This window comes from Geodermatophilus sp. SYSU D00879, assembly GCF_054050375.1.
The window spans coordinates 164,403-183,842 of sequence record NZ_JBJGZF010000009.1 but is presented as its reverse complement, the minus strand read 5'-3'; the positions used below and the strand labels follow the sequence as shown (position 1 = coordinate 183,842).

13 protein-coding genes and 1 tRNA gene are annotated in these 19,440 nt (G+C 71.0%); 11 read left to right on the top strand and 3 right to left on the bottom strand.

Annotated features, from left to right (window positions below):
* Positions 1-56 precede the first annotated feature (56 nt).
* The 4 genes from ACI79B_RS13870 to ACI79B_RS13855 all read left to right on the top strand — a co-directional run bounded on the left by ACI79B_RS13870 (position 57) and on the right by ACI79B_RS13855 (position 4,717).
* Positions 57-683, top strand: a complete 627-nt coding sequence (locus ACI79B_RS13870; RefSeq protein WP_456928434.1) for a YdcF family protein — start codon at positions 57-59, stop codon at positions 681-683.
* A gap of 9 nt (positions 684-692) precedes the next feature.
* Complete coding sequence (locus ACI79B_RS13865) at positions 693-1,211, top strand: hypothetical protein (protein ID WP_456928435.1); 519 nt, start codon at positions 693-695, stop codon at positions 1,209-1,211.
* Between the two features lie 102 nt (positions 1,212-1,313).
* Positions 1,314-4,139: a DNA primase gene (gene dnaG / locus ACI79B_RS13860; RefSeq protein ID WP_456928436.1), complete on the top strand. Its 2,826-nt coding sequence runs from the start codon at positions 1,314-1,316 to the stop codon at positions 4,137-4,139.
* Positions 4,136-4,717: a hypothetical protein gene (locus ACI79B_RS13855; RefSeq protein ID WP_456928437.1), complete on the top strand. Its 582-nt coding sequence runs from the start codon at positions 4,136-4,138 to the stop codon at positions 4,715-4,717. Before dnaG ends, ACI79B_RS13855 begins: the two co-directional genes overlap by 4 nt.
* 20 nt (positions 4,718-4,737) lie before the next feature.
* On the opposite strand, the gene ACI79B_RS13850 is transcribed toward ACI79B_RS13855, so the two are convergent.
* Positions 4,738-5,052, bottom strand: coding sequence for a hypothetical protein (locus tag ACI79B_RS13850; RefSeq protein WP_456928438.1), 315 nt, complete (start codon positions 5,050-5,052; stop codon positions 4,738-4,740).
* A 140-nt stretch (positions 5,053-5,192) separates the two neighbouring features.
* Between ACI79B_RS13850 and ACI79B_RS13845 the strand changes: the two genes are divergently transcribed.
* Together ACI79B_RS13845 and ACI79B_RS13840 are read left to right on the top strand one after the other, a co-directional pair.
* Positions 5,193-5,265, top strand: a tRNA-Asn gene (locus ACI79B_RS13845).
* 250 nt (positions 5,266-5,515) lie between these two features.
* Positions 5,516-6,445: a YwqG family protein gene (locus tag ACI79B_RS13840; RefSeq protein ID WP_457000165.1), complete on the top strand. Its 930-nt coding sequence runs from the start codon at positions 5,516-5,518 to the stop codon at positions 6,443-6,445.
* Positions 6,446-6,482: 37 nt separating this feature from the next.
* On the opposite strand, the gene ACI79B_RS13835 is transcribed toward ACI79B_RS13840, so the two are convergent.
* A complete protein-coding gene (locus ACI79B_RS13835) occupies positions 6,483-6,728 on the bottom strand; it encodes a tyrosine-type recombinase/integrase (RefSeq protein WP_456928440.1) in 246 nt (81 codons plus the stop codon).
* Positions 6,729-7,328: 600 nt separating this feature from the next.
* Here ACI79B_RS13835 and ACI79B_RS13830 point away from each other — a divergent pair.
* Positions 7,329-7,703: a hypothetical protein gene (locus ACI79B_RS13830; protein WP_456928441.1), complete on the top strand. Its 375-nt coding sequence runs from the start codon at positions 7,329-7,331 to the stop codon at positions 7,701-7,703.
* Between the two features lie 470 nt (positions 7,704-8,173).
* Here the strand turns inward: ACI79B_RS13830 and ACI79B_RS13825 are convergent, their stop codons facing one another.
* Positions 8,174-9,460: a hypothetical protein gene (locus ACI79B_RS13825; RefSeq protein ID WP_456928442.1), complete on the bottom strand. Its 1,287-nt coding sequence runs from the start codon at positions 9,458-9,460 to the stop codon at positions 8,174-8,176.
* Between the two features lie 871 nt (positions 9,461-10,331).
* Between ACI79B_RS13825 and ACI79B_RS13820 the strand changes: the two genes are divergently transcribed.
* The 4 genes from ACI79B_RS13820 to ACI79B_RS13805 all read left to right on the top strand — a co-directional run bounded on the left by ACI79B_RS13820 (position 10,332) and on the right by ACI79B_RS13805 (position 19,412).
* Positions 10,332-11,300: a hypothetical protein gene (locus tag ACI79B_RS13820; protein WP_456928443.1), complete on the top strand. Its 969-nt coding sequence runs from the start codon at positions 10,332-10,334 to the stop codon at positions 11,298-11,300.
* A gap of 541 nt (positions 11,301-11,841) precedes the next feature.
* Positions 11,842-15,258, top strand: coding sequence for a CHAT domain-containing protein (locus ACI79B_RS13815; protein ID WP_456928444.1), 3,417 nt, complete (start codon positions 11,842-11,844; stop codon positions 15,256-15,258).
* A 664-nt stretch (positions 15,259-15,922) separates the two neighbouring features.
* Positions 15,923-17,332, top strand: a complete 1,410-nt coding sequence (locus ACI79B_RS13810) for a lipase/acyltransferase domain-containing protein (RefSeq protein WP_456928445.1) — start codon at positions 15,923-15,925, stop codon at positions 17,330-17,332.
* Between the two features lie 31 nt (positions 17,333-17,363).
* Positions 17,364-19,412, top strand: a complete 2,049-nt coding sequence (locus tag ACI79B_RS13805) for a caspase family protein (RefSeq protein WP_456928446.1) — start codon at positions 17,364-17,366, stop codon at positions 19,410-19,412.
* Positions 19,413-19,440 lie beyond the last annotated feature (28 nt).

The following is a 19,440-nucleotide window of genomic DNA, read 5'->3' as shown; positions in this document are numbered from 1 at the left end:
CGGCACGCCCGTCGCACCACCCCCACCCGGCGCACGACCCGTGTTATCCATGAGCGGTGACGCGGGTCGGGGCACTGGTGACGCGGGTGTTCGGCGCCGTCGTGCTCGCCGCCGTGCTGCTGGTCGCCTCGACCGCCGCCGCCATCTGGTGGACCGCGCGCCAGGACGCCCGGCCGGCCTCGGACGCGATCGTCGTACTCGGCTCGGCGCAGTACAACGGCGTCCCGTCGTCGATCTTCGCGGCCCGGCTCGAGCACGCGCTGTCGCTGTGGGAGGACGGCGTCGCCCCGGTGGTCGTCACCGTCGGCGGCAAGGCGGCCGGCGACCAGTTCACCGAGGCCGAGGCCGGGCGCGACTACCTGATGGGCCAGGGCATCCCCGAGGAGTCGCTGCTCGCGGTGCCCGAGGGCGTGGACACGCTGGAGAGCATGCGTGCGGTCGGCGCCGCGTTCGCCGAGCGCGGGTGGACCAGCGCCGTCGTGGTCACCGACCCCTGGCACGCCATGCGCGCCGAGCGGATGGCCGAGGACGCCGGCATCAGCGCCGAGAGCTCGCCGACCCGGCAGGGCCCCGCCGTGCAGACCCGCAACACCCAGTTCCGGTACATCCTCCGGGAGACCGCCGCCTACCTGCTCTACCGCGTGACCGGGGAGAGCGTCGCGGGCGCGCCGGGCATCGGCTGAGGAGGGCGCGTGCTGGAGCTGGGGAGGGCCGGGGAGCACGGGACGGCGAGGCGCGAGGTGCCGATCCTGCGGGACGGCGAGGTCGTCGGCCGGCTGCGCTCCACCGACTCCTGGCGGGAGGCGTCGGTCGCCGTCGTCGGGGACCGCGAGTGGGTGCTCGAACGGCGGCGGGGCGGCGTGCTGGCCGGCCGGTGGGCGACCGAGCCCGCGGACGCCGCCCGGTTCACCGCGCGCCAGGTGTCGGCGTGGCGGGGCACCTGGCGGGTCGAGGTCGACGGCACCGCGGTCGACGTCGTCCCGGCGTCCTGGTGGAAGGGCACCTACCGGTTCACGGTGGGGGAGCGGGCCGTGGCCGAGAGCGGTTCCACCGGCGGCTGGTCACCCCGACCCACGCTGACCGCGGACGACGACCTGCCGCTGGACGTCCAGGTCCTCCTGCTGTGGCTGGTCCTGGTGCTGCAGCGGCGCACCTACGGCGCAGCGGTCGCCGTGGCCGCCGGTGGCGCCGCGGCCGCGGGCAGCAGCTGAGCCCACAGCGGACGAGGGCCGCCACTCGCCGTCGTCGCGACGGGGGATGATCGGTGCGGGACGCGCACGGGCGTCCCGGCAGCAGCACGACGGAGGAGGCCCATGGCCGGCCGGGGACGCATCCGAGCGGCGGACATCGCGCTGGTGCGCGAGCGCAGCCGGATCGACGAAGTGGTCGGCGAGCACCTGCAGCTCAAGCGCGCCGGGGGCGGCAGCCTCAAGGGCCTGTGCCCGTTCCACGACGAGAAGTCGCCGTCGTTCCACGTCACACCCTCGAGGAACCTCTACCACTGCCTGGCTGGTGAGACCGGCGTCCTCACCGAGGACGGCGTCGTGCCGATCGCGGAGCTCGCCGGACGGACGGTCCGGGTGCTGAACGGGGACGGCGGCTGGGTCGAGGCGCCGTTCCGCTCGTACGGCGTGCAGCGCCTCATGCGCGTCGTCGTGTCCCGCAACGGCCGGGAGAAGGAGCTCCACGCCACCGACGAGCACCGCTGGTTCGTCCCGGCGGGGAAGCTCCGGCAGGACCGCCGGGAGAAGCTGACCAGGGACCTGCGGCCGGGCGACCAGCTCTCCCCGTCGTTCCCGATGAGCCGGGTGATGCACCCGGCCACGCGACCGTCCCCGTTCGGCATCGCCCGCGGACTGGTCTACGGCGACGGGACGCGGGCGGGCTCCGGCTCGATCGCCAACCTCTTCGGCGAGAAGGACGCGCAGCTCTCCCGGTACTTCGACGGCTGCCGGAGTTGGGAGGGCGAGGGGGTCACCAGGTACTACGGCCTGCCGGCCTACTTCAAGGACGAGCGCCCGGCGCTCGACGAGGACGCGTCGTACCTGCTCGGCTGGCTCGCCGGGTACTTCGCCGCCGACGGGTGCGTGGCCGACGACGGGGACGCCGTCCTGAACTCGGCCCGCGTCGACGACCTGGAGTACGTGCGGAGCCTGTGCACCCGGCTGGGCATCGGGACCTACGGCGTCGCCAAGCAGACCCGCCTCGGAATCGACGGCGTCATGAGCGACGTCTACAACGTCCGCTTCATGACCAAGGGGCTGCCCGACTCCTTCTTCCTGCTGCAGCACCACCGCGAGCGCATCCTCGCCAACCGAAAGAAGTACGAGCGCAAGCGCTGGGTGGTCCGGTCGGTGGAGTGGAGCGACCGGGTCGAGGAGGTCTACTGCGCCGAGGTGCCCGGCACCCACGCCTTCACGCTCGAGGACAACATCCTCACGGGGAACTGCTTCGGCTGCGGGGCCGGCGGTGACGTCATCAGCTTCGTCCAGCAGATCGACCACCTGAGCTTCACCGAGGCGGTCGAGCGGCTGGCCGCCCGCGCCAACATCGACCTGAAGTACGAGGACGACGGCGGCCGGCCCACCGGCGCGCCGGACCGGGCGCAGGCCGGGCAGCGCGCGCGGCTGGTCGCCGCGAACACCGAGGCGGCGGCCTTCTACGCCGAGCAGCTGCGCACCCCCGAGGCCGCGCCCGCCCGGCAGTTCCTCGCCGACCGCGCCTTCGACCGGCAGGTCGCCGTCGACTTCGGCTGCGGGTACGCGCCCGGCGGGTGGGACGCGCTCACCCGGCACCTGCGCGCGAGGGGCTACAGCCAGCAGGAGCTGGTGACCGCGGGGCTGGCCAAGGAGTCCTCGCGCGGCACGCTCATCGACCGGTTCCACCGCCGGCTGGTCTGGCCGATCCGCGACATCACCGGCGACGTCATCGGGTTCGGCGCCCGCAAGCTCATGGACGACGACCCCGGCCCGAAGTACCTCAACACCCCCGAGACGCCGCTGTACAAGAAGAGCAGCGTCCTCTACGGCATCGAGCGGGCCAAGCGGGACATCGCCAGGAAGCACCAGGCCGTCGTCGTCGAGGGCTACACCGACGTCATGGCCTGCCACCTGGCCGGGGTGACGACGGCGGTCGCGTCCTGCGGCACCGCCTTCGGCGCCGAGCACATCGGCGTGCTGCGCCGGCTGCTCATGGACCAGGACGAGTTCCGCGGGGAGGTCGTCTACACCTTCGACGGCGACGCCGCGGGCCAGGCCGCCGCGCTCAAGACGTTCAAGGAGGACCAGCGCTTCGTCGCGCAGACCTTCGTGGCCGTGGAGCCCGACGGGCGCGACCCCTGCGAGCTGCGCCAGGCGCACGGCGACGCCGCCGTCCGGGACCTCGTGGCCCGGCGGACGCCGCTGATCGAGTTCGTCCTGCGCACCACGCTCGCCGAGTACGACCTGGACACCGTCGAGGGGCGGGTCGCCGCGCTGGACCGGACCGCGCCGCTGATCGCCCAGGTCAAGGACCACGCGCTGCGCCCCGCCTACGCCCGCCGGCTGGCCGGGCTGATCGGCGACACCGACGAGGGCGAGGTGCTCGAGCGGGTGCGCCGGATCACCGGCGGGGAGGTGGCGTCCTCGCGGTCGCGCCCACGGGTGCCCAAGCGCACCCCCGACGACGCCGCGCTGGCGGTCGAGCGGGAGGCGGTCAAGGCCGCGCTGCAGGTGCCCGAGATCGCCGGGCCCTCCTTCGACGCCGTCCCGCCCGAGGCCTACACCGACCCGGACTACGCCGCCGTCGCCGCGGCCGTGATCCAGGCCGGGGGAGCGGCGGCCGCGCAGGTCACCGGGCCGGAGTGGCTGGACCTGGTGGCCGCGCACTGCGAGCGCGAGACCGCCCGCGCCCAGCTCACCGCGCTGGCGGTGGAGCCGCTGCGGTCGGTGGGGGAGGGCGACGCCGGCTACGTCTCGGCGGTGCTGGCCCGGCTGCAGGAGATGGCCATCGTCCGGCAGGTCACCGCGCTCAAGGCCAGGCTGCAGCGGATGAACCCGGTCGAGGAGGGCGACGCGTACATGCGCGCCTTCTCCAAGCTCATGGCGCTGGAGCAGGAGGCCATCTCGCTGCGGCAGCGGGCGATCGGCGGACTCACGTGAGCCTCGCCTCCGCCCTGCGCCGCCGGCTCACCCGCCCCCCGGAGCCGGTGCGCGCCGTCGTGCAGGCCTCGCCCGACGCCGACGAGCGGGTGCTGGCCTGGGGCACGCTGGTCCGCGGACAGGGCTGGCTGGTGGCCACCAGCCGTGGGCTGCGCGTCGTCCCCGCGGACCTGCCGCTGGACGCCGCCGGCGACGTCGGCGTGCTGCGCTGGCACGAGGTCGGCTCGGCCCGCTGGGCGGCCACCAACGACGGCGGCGGCAGCTTCACCGTCAGCGCGCTGGCCGAGGTGGAGCCCGGCGTGCAGGCGCGCGAGCCCGCGCAGCGGCACGCGCTGAGCGACGCCGGCGACCTGCCCGCGGTGGTGCGCCGCCGGGTGGACCAGACGGTGGTCGCCAGCCACCGTTCGCCGCTGCCGAACGGCGGCGGCGTGGTGCTCGTGGCGCGCCGGGTGCCCGGCCAGGCGGCGCGGGAGTGGACCGTCGTGTTCGACGACGACGCCGACCGCAGCGACCCGGAGGCGCGCGAGGTGGCCCGCCGCAAGCTCGAGGAGGCGCTGGCCGCGGAGCGGCCGGGCTGAGTGCGGTCGGCGCGGCCCGCTCAGGCCATCGACGGCGGGTCGACCGGCAGCGCGGTGAGGTCGGGCGACTCGGTGGCCGTCGACGGCGGCGTCGTCGTGGTGCCGGTGCTGCGCGGGGCCGCGCCGTTGGAGCCGGTGTCGCGGCCCATCTTGGCCTTCACCGAGCTGACGACGTCGTCGGCGCGGGCCTGCGCCATCCCGGCCAGACCCTGCAGTTGCGGGTTGTCCTTGGCGTCGGACCACAGTCCGCGGATCTGCTCGTAGCGCTCGCGGCCGGCCCGGGTGCCGAGCACGTATCCGGCGCCGAAGCCGAGGAGGAAGGAGAACTTGGCCACGGGGACCTCCGGGTCTCAGGGGCGGACTGGCTTCGTGATCACGCTACGGCGGGACGCGGACGTCCGCGATCCGGAGGGCCTGCGCAGGGCGCCGGAGGGCGTGAGGTACATTCGTGAGGTGCGCGGGTCGCACCCGCCCATCCCCCGTAGCTCAATTGGCAGAGCATGCGACTGTTAATCGCAGGGTTATTGGTTCGAGTCCAATCGGGGGAGCAATACCGCAGGTCAGCGGCCTGGTAGGCGACCCGCGCCCCGGCCGACGACCAACAAACCACCGGGCAGCGTTCCCTGCGTCGGCATGGCCGCGGGCAGCCCACGTCGTCGTGCCTCATGGGACCCGGGACCTCGTCACGTCGGGTGCTGCGAGTACCGCAGGACGCGGTCGAGGACTGAACAACCTGAGCCCCGCGAGCGTTGGCGTCCCTGAAGGCGGCCTATGGGACACCGGCGGGAAGACGTCGCGATGATGAGCGGCGTGGCTCGCAGGTGGCATCCTCCCGACGACGACTGCGCCCCGATCAACATGTCATGGCTGGCGGTCGGCGAATGGCTTGCGGGCCTGCCCTTCGACATGACGGCCCTGGCCCGGGACATCGCCTGGTCCCCGGTCTTCACCGAACAGGGCTTCCGTCCGGGCCGGGCCGGGTTGGATCGGGAGTGGCGGTGGGGCGGGTGGGCCTCGTGGCTGGGAGAGCCGGCGCTGCTGCCGCTGGCCGAGTGGCCGCGCCGATCGGACGGCAGGCCGTTAGCACATGTGCTCTCCCTGTCGTTGTACGACGTCTGGGCTGCTGCCGAGGAGGAGGGCAAGGCGGCCTGGCCGGAGCATCGCGAAGGGTTACCGACCGAGGGCTACCTGGAGGTGTTCCACGACCTGGTCGACACCTACGGCTGGGAGCTAGCGGACCGGGACGCGAGTGGCTGGCTGGTGCGCTGGGTGCCCGAGCCGCAGAGGCCGGGCTTCGCCGAGCCGCCCGCCGATCTCGACACACCGACGGACGCGTGCCAGGCGGGGATGCTGCTTCCCGGCTGGAGCAGTCGACCGTCAGGGGACTTCCTCACCGATCGCGGGCAGAACCAGGCCGCGGCGCACGTCGCCGAGGAGTTCCAGCGCGCCTGGGCGTACCAGCGAACTCAGTCACGTGAGGCACCGCCCACGACGGTGACCCATGTCTATGGGTACAGCCAGAACTCGACCGCGCCGGCGCTGCGGATCCTGCGCGAGGTATTGCCCGTCCAGGACGGCGACGGCTATCGGCTCGTGCTGGACATCGAGTCGTGGACCCACCTGAGCGGCTGGTTCGGAGACGCCGCGTCGTTAGAGCTATGGATGCGGGACAGCGACCTGGCCGCGCGACGCTTCGACCGGGCCTGGTGCATCACCCGCACCGACTGATCGAGATGTCCCTGAGTGGGCCGCTCGAGGACGGTGGTCAGCCGGCCCAGCCAGCGAGGAAGCCGGCGACTTGGTGGGAGGCGTGGCGTTCGAGGGCTTCGCCGGTGATGTCGTAGCTGCCCAGGGTGGTCTCGGGTCGAGCGTGGCGGAGTAGCCGTTGCACGTCACGCAGTGGAATGCCTTGGCTGAGTCCGACGGTGCCCACGGTGCGGCGCAGCGCGTGCGGGCCGATGGGACGGGAGATGCCGGCCGCCCGGGTGGTTGTGGCGACGTAGCGGTGCACCGACCGCCGGTCCCTCCCAGCTCCGGTGAGGGTGCGCAGGAGCGGGCGCTGCGGCCGTCGATGGCGGCCTGGACGGCGCCGAGCGCGGAGATGGGGATGGGGACGCGGGCGGGCTTGTCGCCTTTGCCGACGACGATGAGGGTGGCGTAGCCGCGGACGGTGCCGAAGGACTCGACCGTCAGAGTGGCCATCTCGGTCGCCCGCAACCCCATCATGCCGCCGAGTACGGCGATGGCGTGGTGAGTCGGACCAAGTGCGCGGGCAGTGGTGAGGAAGGCGGCGTACTCGAGGACGGTGAGGACTTCTCGGCGCTGAATCTCGTGCTGGATCTTCGGTCGGGTGATGCGGGCGCAGGGGTTGGCTGTCGCGTCTAATCGGCCGTCTCGACAGCGGGACTCTCGACCAGGCGCGTGATGAGTCGCTTACTCGGCGCAGCGAGGCGCAGACCCTCGGCCACACTCCGTCGACACTGCGGCTCGCCACGGCGACCGCCCACCATGCCGAAGCGGTGCCGGGTTGGGATGGGCAAGAGTTCGAGGCGTAGCGCGCCCATGGCGAAGGTACGTGGTGGCGCACCCTCTTCATCCGTGGGTTCCGACGATGCTCGACTGGCTCGGGCCGTGGATCGACCTCGAGGTCTTGCGTCGTGACCGCCAGGGCTGGGTCGAGTTCTGGACGAGACAGGTCGCACCCGAGGCTCTACCGCGCGAGTGGATCCGGTGGGCCGTGCCCGAGCTGCAGGCGCTGCGCAAGGTCACCAGCGGCACTCCGGTCGACAACCAGATCGCCACGTACCTCTGCGACTTCGACGTGTTCGTTACGAGCGATAAAGGCTCCGCTGACTGCATCAACTTGATGCGCCCGCATGCGCCGTCGAAGATTGCCCAGGTCTCCGTCGCCGCCGCTGGACGGGCGGCCGTCGCCCATGTCGTTGACCTCCTGGCGTCGGTCCGGCCGGTCGATGGTTCAACGTGACGGGCTCTGGCGCGTGAAGCGCCGGGAGTTGCGAGCCCGCACCCCACGGTCTTCAAACGCTCGTCGCGGCGCGGAGGTCGACTGGTCGAGTGCCAGCGATGTGCCGATCCGCATGAGATCGTCGGTGCGGGCGGACATTTCGTGTCCCGCACCGCGGGCCTGAACAGCGAGGCGGCGAGCGTGACGATGCTGGCGACCCGGACTCGTTTTCCAGGTGATGGGGCCGCCGGTTGAGTCGGCGCAGACGATTGTCGCGTACACCGCTGAACCTGGGACCGAGCGCCTCGAGCAACGCACGCAGGCGGTAGGCGTCGCCGCGATGACCTGTCCAGTCGCGGAACAGCGAGTCGATGTGCCGGATACGCCGCTGTAGCGCCAGCATGGCGCGGTCGGACGCCGCCCTGCGGCAGTTAGTCGGGGATCTCGGGCATGGGAACGTCGGGGCCGTCCGCCCATCGGGGAGTGTCGGTTCACGCCGCTTTATGCGGCAGGCTGTAGTTGCCGCTGCCGCTCTGCGCCGGGTCGGCGTGCGAGCCCCCGGCCGGACAGCGCGAGGTGGCCAAACCACCCCCGAAGAACAATCCCTGACACTTGTTGCACCAGCGCCAGTCGGACTGTGTTTCCGGACTCGGTGCGACATTGTGGGGAAGGCTGTAGTTTCCGCTCCCGCTCTGCGTGGGAAGTGAGTGCGTGCCACCAGTCGGGCACACCGAACCTGCGACGGCGGGGCCGTAGAACAAGCCTTGGCACTTGTCGCACCAGCGCCACTCGGGCTGCCGGCTGGGACTTGGTGGCGCATTGTGCGGCAAGCTGTAGTTGCCGCTTCGGCTCTGCGCCGGGTCGGCGTGCGTGCCCCCGGCCGGACAGCGTGAGGTGGCCAAGCCCACCCCGAAGAACAACCCTTGGCACCTGTCGCACCAGCGCCAGTCGGACTGCATATAGACCACCGGGGTGCCACCATCGGTCATCTCGACCTGCAAGTAGATCGAGTAGACGCCGCGGAGATACGGGTCGTCTGCATAGACCAGCTCGCGGATCCCGTTGCCGTGTCCTTGTGGATTGCTCGTGGCGAGGTAGTCCGCGGTCTCGGTGTTCAGTGCGATCGTCACCGGATTGAACAGTGAGCCGTTAGGGTTCGCCGGGTCGCGCTGCAGCCCGATCGGTCGCCGCATGGATTGTCCCAGTGGTGACCAGAGGCCCGCCAAAGTGGCGAAAGTCTGGATGCCGAGCGAAACGGCGTCGAACACCGGCTTCGAGATCGGCCAGATCTTGCCGAAGATCTCCTCTGCGCGGTCGCCGTACTTCTCGTCAGTCTGCTTCTGCCAGTCGAGCCAGCCGTCCCAGGCGCCAGCACCCGGATCCCACTCCCAGATCGTTGGCGTGAGGAACACCAGGCGGTTCGAGGGCAACTCCCCCTCCCAAATCACGTACGGCGGAACGCGCAGCGTCGTGTTAAGGCTGTCTTGGCGAATCATCGGCCGGTCCCAGGGGAACTTGTCACCGCTGACAATGCCGCCGCGATCGGATGCGGAGCCGGCCTGAACTCGCCCGGGCAATTGCCAGGTGTCGCCCATCAACTCGCTCTCGCTGTTTAAGTTGTCGAGCACCGTCCCCTTGTCGTCTACAACCTTGGTGTTGACCGACAGGAACACCTCGTCGTGCTTGCCGTCCCAGTTGAAGACATCATCCCACGTTTCGTTGTGGCACCAGAAGCCGTTGATCGCAACGCGATATCTCGAACCTGACATGTCGACCATCCCGCGGGGAAGTGTGATCGAAAGGGGCGCAGCCCAGAAGGGAGGCTCAGCGTGCCGTACGGCACTCCTTCTCGCATGGCTCCCGCAACGATTGTGGCCATGCCCCGTCACCATCTCGTCACGGGCACGTCACCGCGTCTCGAGCTTCAGGCACTCGGCTACACCGTCACCCTCGAGTCGGGCGCTTGACCCTGTTCAGCAGGGGTCTTGAATCAGGCGACCTGTGGGACACCCGATCGCGCCAGGTCTCGGTAATCTCTTCTGGTACGAGGACTCCGTAATCTCCTCTGGTACGCAGTCTGGGCGGGAGGTATCAGCTTCGGTCGTGTGCTGCTGGCCCGGGATGCCCGGGGACCGGGTGACGGCGGTGATCGCCGGACGCTTGGTGCGGGCTCGTGGTGCCGACCTCGACCGACTGCGGCTGGTCGTCGGCCGTGCCACCGAGCTGTCGGTCGGACTGGCCGATGCTCGCTCCGGCCGTCCCATCTGCTCACTCGCTCCAGCGGTACTCGGCGGGCAGGAGCATCCGAGCTACGGAGTCCCCTGACTCGTCCGAGCGTCTCCTCGGCCAAGCGCCGGCCGCCATCCCGACTCGGGCAGCAACCGGGTTCCCGCGACACACCCCCTGGGCCGTCCGGCGAGGACCTGAGCCCGACGTCTGATTGCCGGAAGCCTCCGTGACGGTGTCGTGACGGTCGTCGCTCAGGATTCGTCTCCTGTGCGCCGGTCGGTCCGGGTCGCCCAGCCCAGCCCTGCCTTCGCGGGACGCGGAACTGAACGGGGCCCCGAAGCCGAGCCACCGTGCTGCCGCACCACACGAGGATGAGAGGAGGAGCGGTGGCCAGAGTGTTGTTGCCTGCATTCTGAGGTGATGGGCATGCGTTGGAGGAATCCGGAGAAGGAGCAACTTCGCGCCGAACTCAAGCATCTCGAAGCGATGTATCAGGCAATCGCAGAAGAGTGTGACGATCCTCCCGGGTTAAAGAGTGTCGATCCTTATCTCGACTTCATTCAAAAGAATTGGCGACGAGACATCTTCTCGGCCTGGCAGCATGCATACTATGCCCTAGAGGAGATGGCGAAGCATGTCCCCGATCACCGACTGGTCCAATGGTCCCACTCGTTGCACGCCGAGTTGAGCAACAAGGGAGGGGTCGCGCACTCGACGTCGCTGACCATTGAAGGCCTCCTGAAGACGGTTCTCCCGGAGTCGGCACAGCAGGGAGGATCTACGCCGAGACTTACAAAGCAGCAGCGTGAGGCCTACTACGAGGCGCTTCGCCTGCGGAATCGAGCAGTGATGGATCGCTACTGGCGTCTCGACATCCTGCGGCACCACCAAGTCCTCTTGGCTGCGATAGGTATCCCTGTCCTGATCGTGACGTCGATCATCTTGGCGCTGTATGCCCCTGATCTGTCTGCTCCGGGCCAGGATGCGGTATGGAAGGGCGGACCCATTCCGTGCCTCTTGGCGATGCTGCTGGGAGTTCTGGGTGCAACGGTCAGTGCCGCACAGAGGGCGACGACGACTCCGCCTCATGCGATCATCGAAAGGTTCGGCTCCTATTTCGCATCTGTCTCGCGGATCCCGATCGGTGCCGTCGCAGGCCTTACTGTCTGGCTCTTCTCTGTGTCGTCGGTGTATGAGATCGGCAGTCTTGATGTGCCCAACCTCCTCCTGGCCGCCTTCGCCGCCGGTTTCGCTGAGCGCTTGATCGTCCAGGGCTCCAGTTCGTCGGTCCTGGGCGGCGGTGATGCAACCCAAGGGTCTGGTTCGTCGCTCCTTCGCGGTGGTGATTCCGCCCAGGGGAAACGGGGGTCCGACGGCGATCGTGGGTGATTCTCCTGCGGTCGGTTGTCGGCGCGACATCTCGCCGCATCTCCGCGGGCTCCGAGCGCACTGCGGATACGTCCTACTTGGATGACAGCGCCAAGGTGGTGCGTATAGGGCCCTCCGGAGCCTTTGAGGAGCATGTCGGGCTGGGATCCCTCGCACGGAAGTCTTTGAGCGACTCGTCCCCTGCGGCTGAGTCGCTCAACTTTAGGGTCAGCATTCCTCGAACGGCCATCGGTCTGCATGGACGGACCTCGCGAGACAGTGCACGTAGGGCTGCTTGGCGTCTCGCTTGGGAGGGTTCCTGTGGACGTGATGCGCGTAATGCAGCACGTGCTCAACAGATACAGGAGCGACTTGCGCGCACGGCAGGTCCGCAAGAGGATGAGTGCCTGTGGCCTGAGAATTGGCGGCGGGGCAAAAGCTGATGTCTCCCCCGGGGGCTGTCGTGACATCTTACCTGGACTTTCCGCTTCGCCTGTCCGCGGAGTCCTCCCTGCCGGTCGGCCACTATGTCGTGGAGTTGGACGCGGGGATGTCGGGGCGCGTGATCAGCAAGGTCGAACTCCCCGAGGAGGTCTTCGTCTGGACTCCCCATGGCGACTTGGTCGTTCCAGCAGCCCGGGACCTGGCTCTTGTGGCGCCGACCACGGATCGGCGCGTCGACGTGCGTGAGTTGGGCGTGCGGTTGTTCGAGGCGGTCTTCAGTGGAGGTCTGCGGCAGGCGCTGGGTGATGCCGAGGCGCGGGCCCGTGCGCAGGCCCGGGCGGGCGTACGAATCGTTCTCCGCTTGCCGCCCGAGCGGCCGGAACTCATGGCTCTGCCATGGGAGCTGATGCTGGACGCTGTCCAAGGTGTACCGATGGCCAGCCGCAGATCCACTCCTGTAGTGCGGGAGATCTACCGGTCCACCCGAGTCTCGGAGGTCCAGATGCCCCGAGAGCTGACAGTGCTGGCTGTTGTGGCGCAGGTCGTCGGCCTCCCGGAGGTGAGCGCCGCGCGCGAACTGGAAGCGATTCGCCGGTCGTTCTCCTCCGCGGAGATCCTGCGGGGCGCCACCCCCTCGGCGCTGCGTCGCCGGCTCAAGGAAGGCCCACCGGTCCATGTCGTTCACTTCATCGGTCACGGAACCCCTGAGGGCCTGTTGCTGGAGTCAGAGGACGCCCGGCCCGCCCCGGTGTTCGGTGCGGACGAGCTCGGCGGCCTGCTGCACGGGATGACCCAAGCCGGCCCCGACGCTGAATCCCACCTGCGGTTCGTCGTCCTGAACGCCTGCCACGGGGCCGCCGTCGGCGCCACGGGCGCCTTCGCCAGTCTCGCGGACGGGCTCGTGGGACAGGGGGTGGCCGCCGTTGTCGCCATGCAGTGGGCCATCCCGGACGACATCGCAGTCCGCTTCGCGGACACGCTGTACGCCAGGCTGGCGGGGGGTGATCGACTGGAGGCCGCGGTGGCCGACGCCCGGGCCGGCATGGGCGGTGGGGTGCATGCTGCCTGTCCGGCGCTGTACCTGGCCCGGACCTACGGCGTCCCACCCGGTGGCGAGGCGGCACCGACCTTCCTGCACCTCGAGCCGGATGTCTCGCTCGTCGGGCGCGACGCCGAGGTCACCCGAGTCATGGAGTGCGTGGGTAGGGAGCGGTCTCTCCGAGCTGCCGGTCCCATGGTGTGCGTCGTCACCGGGCCGCCGGGTGCCGGGAAGACCGCTCTGGTCACCCACGCGGCACATCGTCTCGGCGACCGTTTCGGCTTCGCCCGTCTGCAGCTCGATCTCGGCGGGGACTTCCTCGCGAGCGACCCGTCCCGCCCGCTGGTCGAGGTGCTGCGGTTGGTTGGGCAGCCGGAGACGCCGTCGAACGCCGGGGAGCAGCACCGGCGTCTGACCGAGACGCTGCGCGATCGGGCCGTCCTCCTCGTCCTCGACAACGTGACCGCGGCTCGACCGGTGGAGTACCTGCTCACCGCCCTCGGGCCGGCGTGCGCGGTCATCGTCACGACGCAGATGTCGCTGGACTGGCGCGGGGACGTGCGCGTCCTGCCCCTGGCTCCGCTGGGTCCTGCGGAAGCCACGGAGCTGTTCCGCCGCACGGGCCAGCTGCATTCGGTTGATGGCGCCGACGCAGGGCTCGTCGCCCAGGTCACCTCCGCCTGCGACGGTCTCCCTCTGGCGCTGGTCGTGGCGGGGCGGCAGATCGCCGAGCAGACCGTGAGCCTCGCAGAGCTCGCTGCGGAACTCGGGAGTCGTCCGCTGGACCTCCTGCCCCAGGTCGAGGCGGTGTTCTCCGTCGCCTACGGGCGGCTCGAGGAGGCGGAGCGCAGGTGCTATCGCGCCCTCGCCGCCGCCCCCGGGAGCTCCGCCTCGCCGGAGACCACGGCGACGATGCTGCACGTGTCCGTCAGCAGGGCGCGGCGCAGCCTGCACGTGCTGGTTGGCAGACGCCTCGTGCAGCGAACCGGCGACGGACGCTTCCAGGAGCTGGAGCTGCTGCGAGCCCACGCCTTGCAGGTGTCGAGGACCGGTGAGGTGCCGCGCAGGCAGCGCGCGGCGGTGGTCCACCTCGCCGCGGAGTCTGCCCGCAGGATGTTGGCCGTGGACGGTCTGCCGTCGGCGGCCCGGCCATCCGCCGACCTCGTCCTCCCCGGCGGCATGGAGCCGGGAGAGAGCCGCGGGGCCTTCGCGCGGCGGACGGCTGCCCTGGACTGGTTCGAGTCAGAACGGGAGCCGTTGCTGGCCGCGGTGCAGATCGCCGCTGCGCGGGGGTGGTCGGACCTCGCCGTGCAGATGGCCGTGTCCATCAGCCCGTTCCTCTCGCGCCGCTCCTACTGGCTGGACTGGCAGACCGTGGCGGAACGGGCAGCGGCGGTGGCCCAGGCTGCCGGGATCGACGACCCGGAGTTGACTCTCAGCCTCGCCCACGTGCGCTACAGCTTCGGGCGCAAGGCCGAGGCGCGTGCGCTCTTTCAGCGGGCGATGACTCGCTTCCAGGAGCAGGACGACGCCCTGGGTCAGGCTGCTGTGTGCGCCCTGCTGGCCAGCTTGCAGGCAAGCCAGGACGAGCCCGATCTCGCGCTCGAGACGTGTGCGCGGGGGCTGGCGCTCGTCGCCGCTGCGGCGCCGGACGCCGGCTTTCCGCGCTCCCCGGTCCGCGTTGAAGGCGACCTGCTGGCGACCCAGGGCAACGTCTTGAGAGGTACGGGCCGCCTGGAGGAGGCCATGGGCCCAGCGGACGCAGCCCGAGACCGTCATCGGCGCGCGGGTGACCTGCGAGCCGCGGCCCAGGACGATCTGCTGTCGGCAAACATCTCGCAGGCCCTTGGTCGCGCCGAGGAGGCGCAGCGCCTGGCGAGCCGGGGCGTCGAGCTGGCCAGGGAACTGGACGACGTGCCCCTGCTCGCCGAGGGGCTGCGCATCCTGTCCTATGCGTACGGACGGCAGGGGCGCTGGGCTGAGGCGGTGCTCGTCTGCGAGGAGGGGGTCGACCTGCTCCGCAGGCGCTCCGCCGACCGGTGGGCCCTGGCGGTGGAACGGACCGCCCTTGCCCTCGCCGCGACTGGAGCCGGGCGGGGCCTCGATCGAGGTCTGCCGATCGTCGAGGAGACGATCGGCGACTTTCGTGACATGGGCGACGGGGCAGGAGAGGCGTGGGGTCTGCAGATCCGGTGCCGGGCCCTCGCCCAGGGAGACCGGTACGTCGAGGCGGTCGAGGCGGGGGAGCGGGCCCTCGGGCTGCTCGAGGCTCTCGACGCGCCGGCCGGGCTGGCCGACGCGTGCCTGGTGCTGGGGCACGCCCACGCCCGCCGAGGGCACTGGGGTCAGGCCGCAGCACGCTTCCGGCAGGCGGCTGAGCTGCGCACGGGGCTGAGCGCCGCCGCACGACGGGAGGCGCTGGACCTCCTCGCGGAGGCCGAGGGGCGCCTGAGGGCCGAGGGGCGAGGCGTGGACGGTCTCGACGTCCCGTTGTGAGTGCATGGTCTCGCCGTTGCCTGCTTGTGTCTCGTCCAGCTCTCGATGGGCGCAACGGTCAGGCCGTCCGAGGTGCGCGACCCGTCCCCGTGGGAGGGGCGGACGCCTCGGTCGGGGCCTCGACCGACGATGCGGGGCGGGGTCGCGCGAGGTCGGGAGCTCGCCGCGCGTACGCCGATCAGCCGCTCCGCGGAGCGGTCGGTGCTCTGCGTCCGTTCCTGCCCGGAGCGGGACCCGTACGTCCCCGGGCTGACGCCGACGCCCGTGCGACTGGGCCAACGGGGACCTGGCGACGGCGGCTGCCGCAGGAGCCCAGGACGGCCAAGCCACCCGTGATGCCGACCTGTTGCTCGGGACGGTCGAACGGCGGTCGTCTGCCGGTGCCGCTCGGGGCTGTCGGGCGCATCCGCACGGAGACCGCCGGAGTGTGCCCGTGCGGGGGACGGACGGCGGCGCCCGGGTCGGCGGCTGGACCCGGCCAGGCGGTGCCCGCGCATCGTAGTGCCATCCCGTGGCGGGCGAGGGCCGCGCCGGCCGACGGTGGCCGTGAGTCCTCGGTGACGCACCGGTGACGTCGGCGGAGAACGGTGAGGACCTTGCGGTTCGGCGGTCCTCGCCGAGTCCGTGCACTCCGATGCTCCCGTCACCGCCCCAGGAGGCATCTGTGGCACGTCAAGCGCTGGGCGACGTGATCGTCCTCCTCCCGGGGATCACCGGCAGTGTGCTGCAGCGGGACGGCAGGGACGTGTGGGCGCCGACGCCGCGGGCCGTCCTCGCGAGCCTGTGGTCGCTGGGCCGGAGCCTCAAGGAGCTGGAGCTCGACGCCGACCCCGTCGACGCCGACGACCTCGGCGACGGCGTCGTGGCGACGCGGCTGGTGCCGGACGTGCACCTCGTTCCCGGGCTGTGGGGCATCGACGGTTACTCCGCGATCTCCGCCACCATCCGCGGTGCGTTCGACGTCGTACCCGGCCGGACCTTCCTGGAGTTCCCCTACGACTGGCGCCGGGACAACCGGGTGTCCGCCCGGAAGCTGGCGGCCGTCGCTCTCCCCGCCCTGCGCGAGCAGCGGAGGAGCAATCCGGACGCCAAACTCGTGCTCATCGGCCATTCCATGGGTGGACTGGTCGCCCGCTACTTCCTGGAGTGCCTGGACGGCTGGAAGGACACCCGGCTCCTCATCACCTTCGGCACGCCGTACCGGGGGTCGTTGAACGCCCTGGACTTCCTCGCCAACGGTTTCCGCAAGAAGGCCGGGCCGTTCACCGTGGCGGATCTCTCCCGGCTGATGCGCTCCTTCACCTCCGTGTACCAGCTGCTGCCCATCTACCCGTGCATCGATGCCGGCACCGGGATCCTCACCCGCGTCGCCGAGACGCAGCGGCTCCCGTCCGGCGTGGATGTGGCGAGGGCGCACCAGGCCGAGCACATGTTCCACCGCGCCATCGAGTCCGCGGTCGCGCAGCGGGAACAGGAGCAGCCCTACCTCGTCCATCCGATCGTCGGGCTCTCCCAGCCGACGCTGCAGTCCGCACACCTGCGGGACGGACGGCTGACGATGCTGAGGACCTACGAGGGTGAGGATCTCGACGGCGACGGGACGGTGCCGCGCGTGTCGGCGACCCCGATCGAGTACGACGGGCTGAGACCGGACCGGGGCATCTACGCCCCCGACCGGCACGCCGCACTGCAGAACGGACTGTCGATCCGCACCCAGTTGCTCGGCCTGCTCACCCCGGTGATCCGCCCGGAGAGGTTCCGGGACGCCCGTGGGGGCCTGCGCCTGGAGCTCGACGACGTGTACTCGGTCGACGAGGAGATCCCCGTCACCGTCGTGTCCGCGACGCGCCGGGACACACTCGTCGCGACCGTGACGGACGTGGCGACCGGACGACCGTTGATCGGGCCCCTGCCGCTGCGCGCTCACGACGACGAGATGACCCACTCCGGGGAGCTCGGGCCGCTACCCGGCGGCTGCTACCGACTGGAGGTGGCCCCGGCCGGCGGCAGCACCCGCACCGCCCAGCCGGTGCACGGGCTGTTCCTGGTGGTGGCGGACGACGAGCCGGTCTGACCGGGTCGGGAGCGTCAGGCTGGGAGGACTCATGCGAGGCTCCGTTTTCGCCCTGCTGGTCGGCATCAACGACTACGGCGGCCGCGTCAGTCCCCTCGCGGGCACCCATGACGACGTGCTGGCGTTCGAGGCCTTCCTCACAGCCCAGGTGCCGGAGGGCCGGCGGCACGTGCGCCGACTGCTCGACGGCGAGGCGACGCGCCAGGCGGTCATCGAGGGCTTCACCAAGCACCTGTCCGGCGCCCGGGACGGCGACGTCGCCCTGTTCTACTTCTCCGGGCACGGCTCGGAGGAGCCGGTGGCACAGCGGTACTGGGCGCTGGAGCCGACGGGGTGGAACCAGACCCTCGTGTGCTTCGACAGCCGGACACCGGGGGTGCCCGACCTCGCGGACAAGGAGCTGAACCAGCTCGTCCGGGGCATCACTGCGAACGGCGCGCACGTCGTCCTGTGTTTCGACTGCTGTCACTCCGGAGGCGCCAACCGCGCGGGGATTCCGCCGCGGGTGCGGGCGCGCCTCGCGCCGCGCCTGCAGGAGCCGAGACCCGATGAGGAGTACCTCCCCGAGGTTCGGCAGGCACTGGCCGGCGCGGCGCGGGATGCCAGCGCGAGCGCTACGGGGTGGCACGACCTGCCCCCGCACGTCGCCCTGGCGGCGTGCGAGTCGCAGGAGCTGTCGCTGGAACTGCCGATCGGCGAGGAGGTCCGTGGCGTCTTCTCCGCCATGCTGCAGAGAGCGCTCGGCATCCTCGGGCCCGGCGCGAGTTATCGCGACCTGATCGGGGCCACCTCGGCCGCCGTCCGGGACCGAGTCGCCGACCAACACCCGGTCGGCTTCGCCGAGGATCCCGCGAGCCTCGACCAGCCCTTGTTCGGCGGCGCGGTGCGGCTCCGCCGCTCCCGCGTCACCCTCGAGCACGTCACCGGCGCCTGGTGGGTCGACGCTGGGCGCGTCCACGGTGTGCAGCCGCCTCTGGACGGTAGGTCGTCGGTGTTCGCGGTGCTGCCGCCTAGCCCGGCAGTGGGGGACACCGAGGACGAGGGAACGACCCCGCCCGGTGACGGCCGGCCTCTCGGGCACGTCCAGGTCACCGAGGTCGAGCCGGGCCGTTCCCGGGTGGTCCCGACCGGCAGCTGGGCGCCGGCGTCCGGGACCCGGTACCCGGTCGTCCTCGTCGACCTGCCTCTGCCGCCCGCCCGCGTCGAACTCGTCGGCGACTCGCCCGCCTGGGACGCCGTGCGCGACCTGCTGCGCAGCTCACCGCACGTCCGCGAGGGCTCCGACGACCCCGGGCTCGAGGGTGACCGCTTCCGCGTCGTCGCCGGCTCCAGCGGCCTGACCATCACGCGCCCGGACGGCAGCCCGCTCACCGACGGCGTGCCAGCCGACCGGTCGGCAGCGCGGCGGGTGGTCGACCGCCTCGAGCACCTCGCGCGATGGCACCACATCAAGCGGCTCGACAATCCGGTGTCGGCCCTCACCGGTACCGTCACGATGGACCTCGTGGCCGCCGAGCCCGGGGCGCAGGCCCCGCCGCCCGGCAGCCGCGTGCCGTTGCTTCCGGCGGACAACGGCGAGTTCCTACTCGAGTACCGGGCCACCTCGGGTGGCTGGCAGCCGCCGTACGTCTTCGTCTACATCACCAACGGCAGCGACCGCAACCTGTACCTCACGCTGCTGGACCTCACCGACCGCTTCCGCTGCCACGGCCGCCTCTTCCCCGTCGACCTGGTCCCGGCCGGGCAGACGGTGGCCGCCTTCACCGGGAAACCGATCGACGTCACGGTTCCCGACGAGCGCTTGAAGGCCGGCGGCGACACCGTCTACGACTGGCTCAAGGTGTTCGCCTCCGAGGACCGGTTCGCCGCGCAGGCCTACGAGCTGCCGAATCTCGACGGCGTCATCAGCCGCGCCGCAGTCCGCCGGGGAGCGCCCCGATCCGTGCTCGACCGCCTCGCTGTCCGGACCATGACCCGGGACGCCGGGGGAGCCGACATCATCGCCAGGCCGGCGGAGTGGACGACGGCGAGGATGACCCTGCGCACCGTCCACCCCGGCATCGCCAGGGCCGCCCACTGAGCACGGATCCGGTGCGGCTTGACGGGTG

Bases quoted from the DNA above. Each gene is read 5' to 3' on its own strand.
- dnaG (WP_456928436.1), top strand. From the start codon at position 1,314: ATGGCCGGCCGGGGACGCATCCGAGCGGCGGACATCGCGCTGGTGCGC.
- ACI79B_RS13830 (WP_456928441.1), top strand. From the start codon at position 7,329: ATGCTCGACTGGCTCGGGCCGTGGATCGACCTCGAGGTCTTGCGTCGT.
- ACI79B_RS13805 (WP_456928446.1), top strand. From the start codon at position 17,364: ATGCGAGGCTCCGTTTTCGCCCTGCTGGTCGGCATCAACGACTACGGC.
- ACI79B_RS13820 (WP_456928443.1), top strand. From the start codon at position 10,332: ATGGGCATGCGTTGGAGGAATCCGGAGAAGGAGCAACTTCGCGCCGAA.
- ACI79B_RS13840 (WP_457000165.1), top strand. From the start codon at position 5,516: ATGATGAGCGGCGTGGCTCGCAGGTGGCATCCTCCCGACGACGACTGC.
- ACI79B_RS13825 (WP_456928442.1), bottom strand. From the start codon at position 9,460: ATGGTCGACATGTCAGGTTCGAGATATCGCGTTGCGATCAACGGCTTC.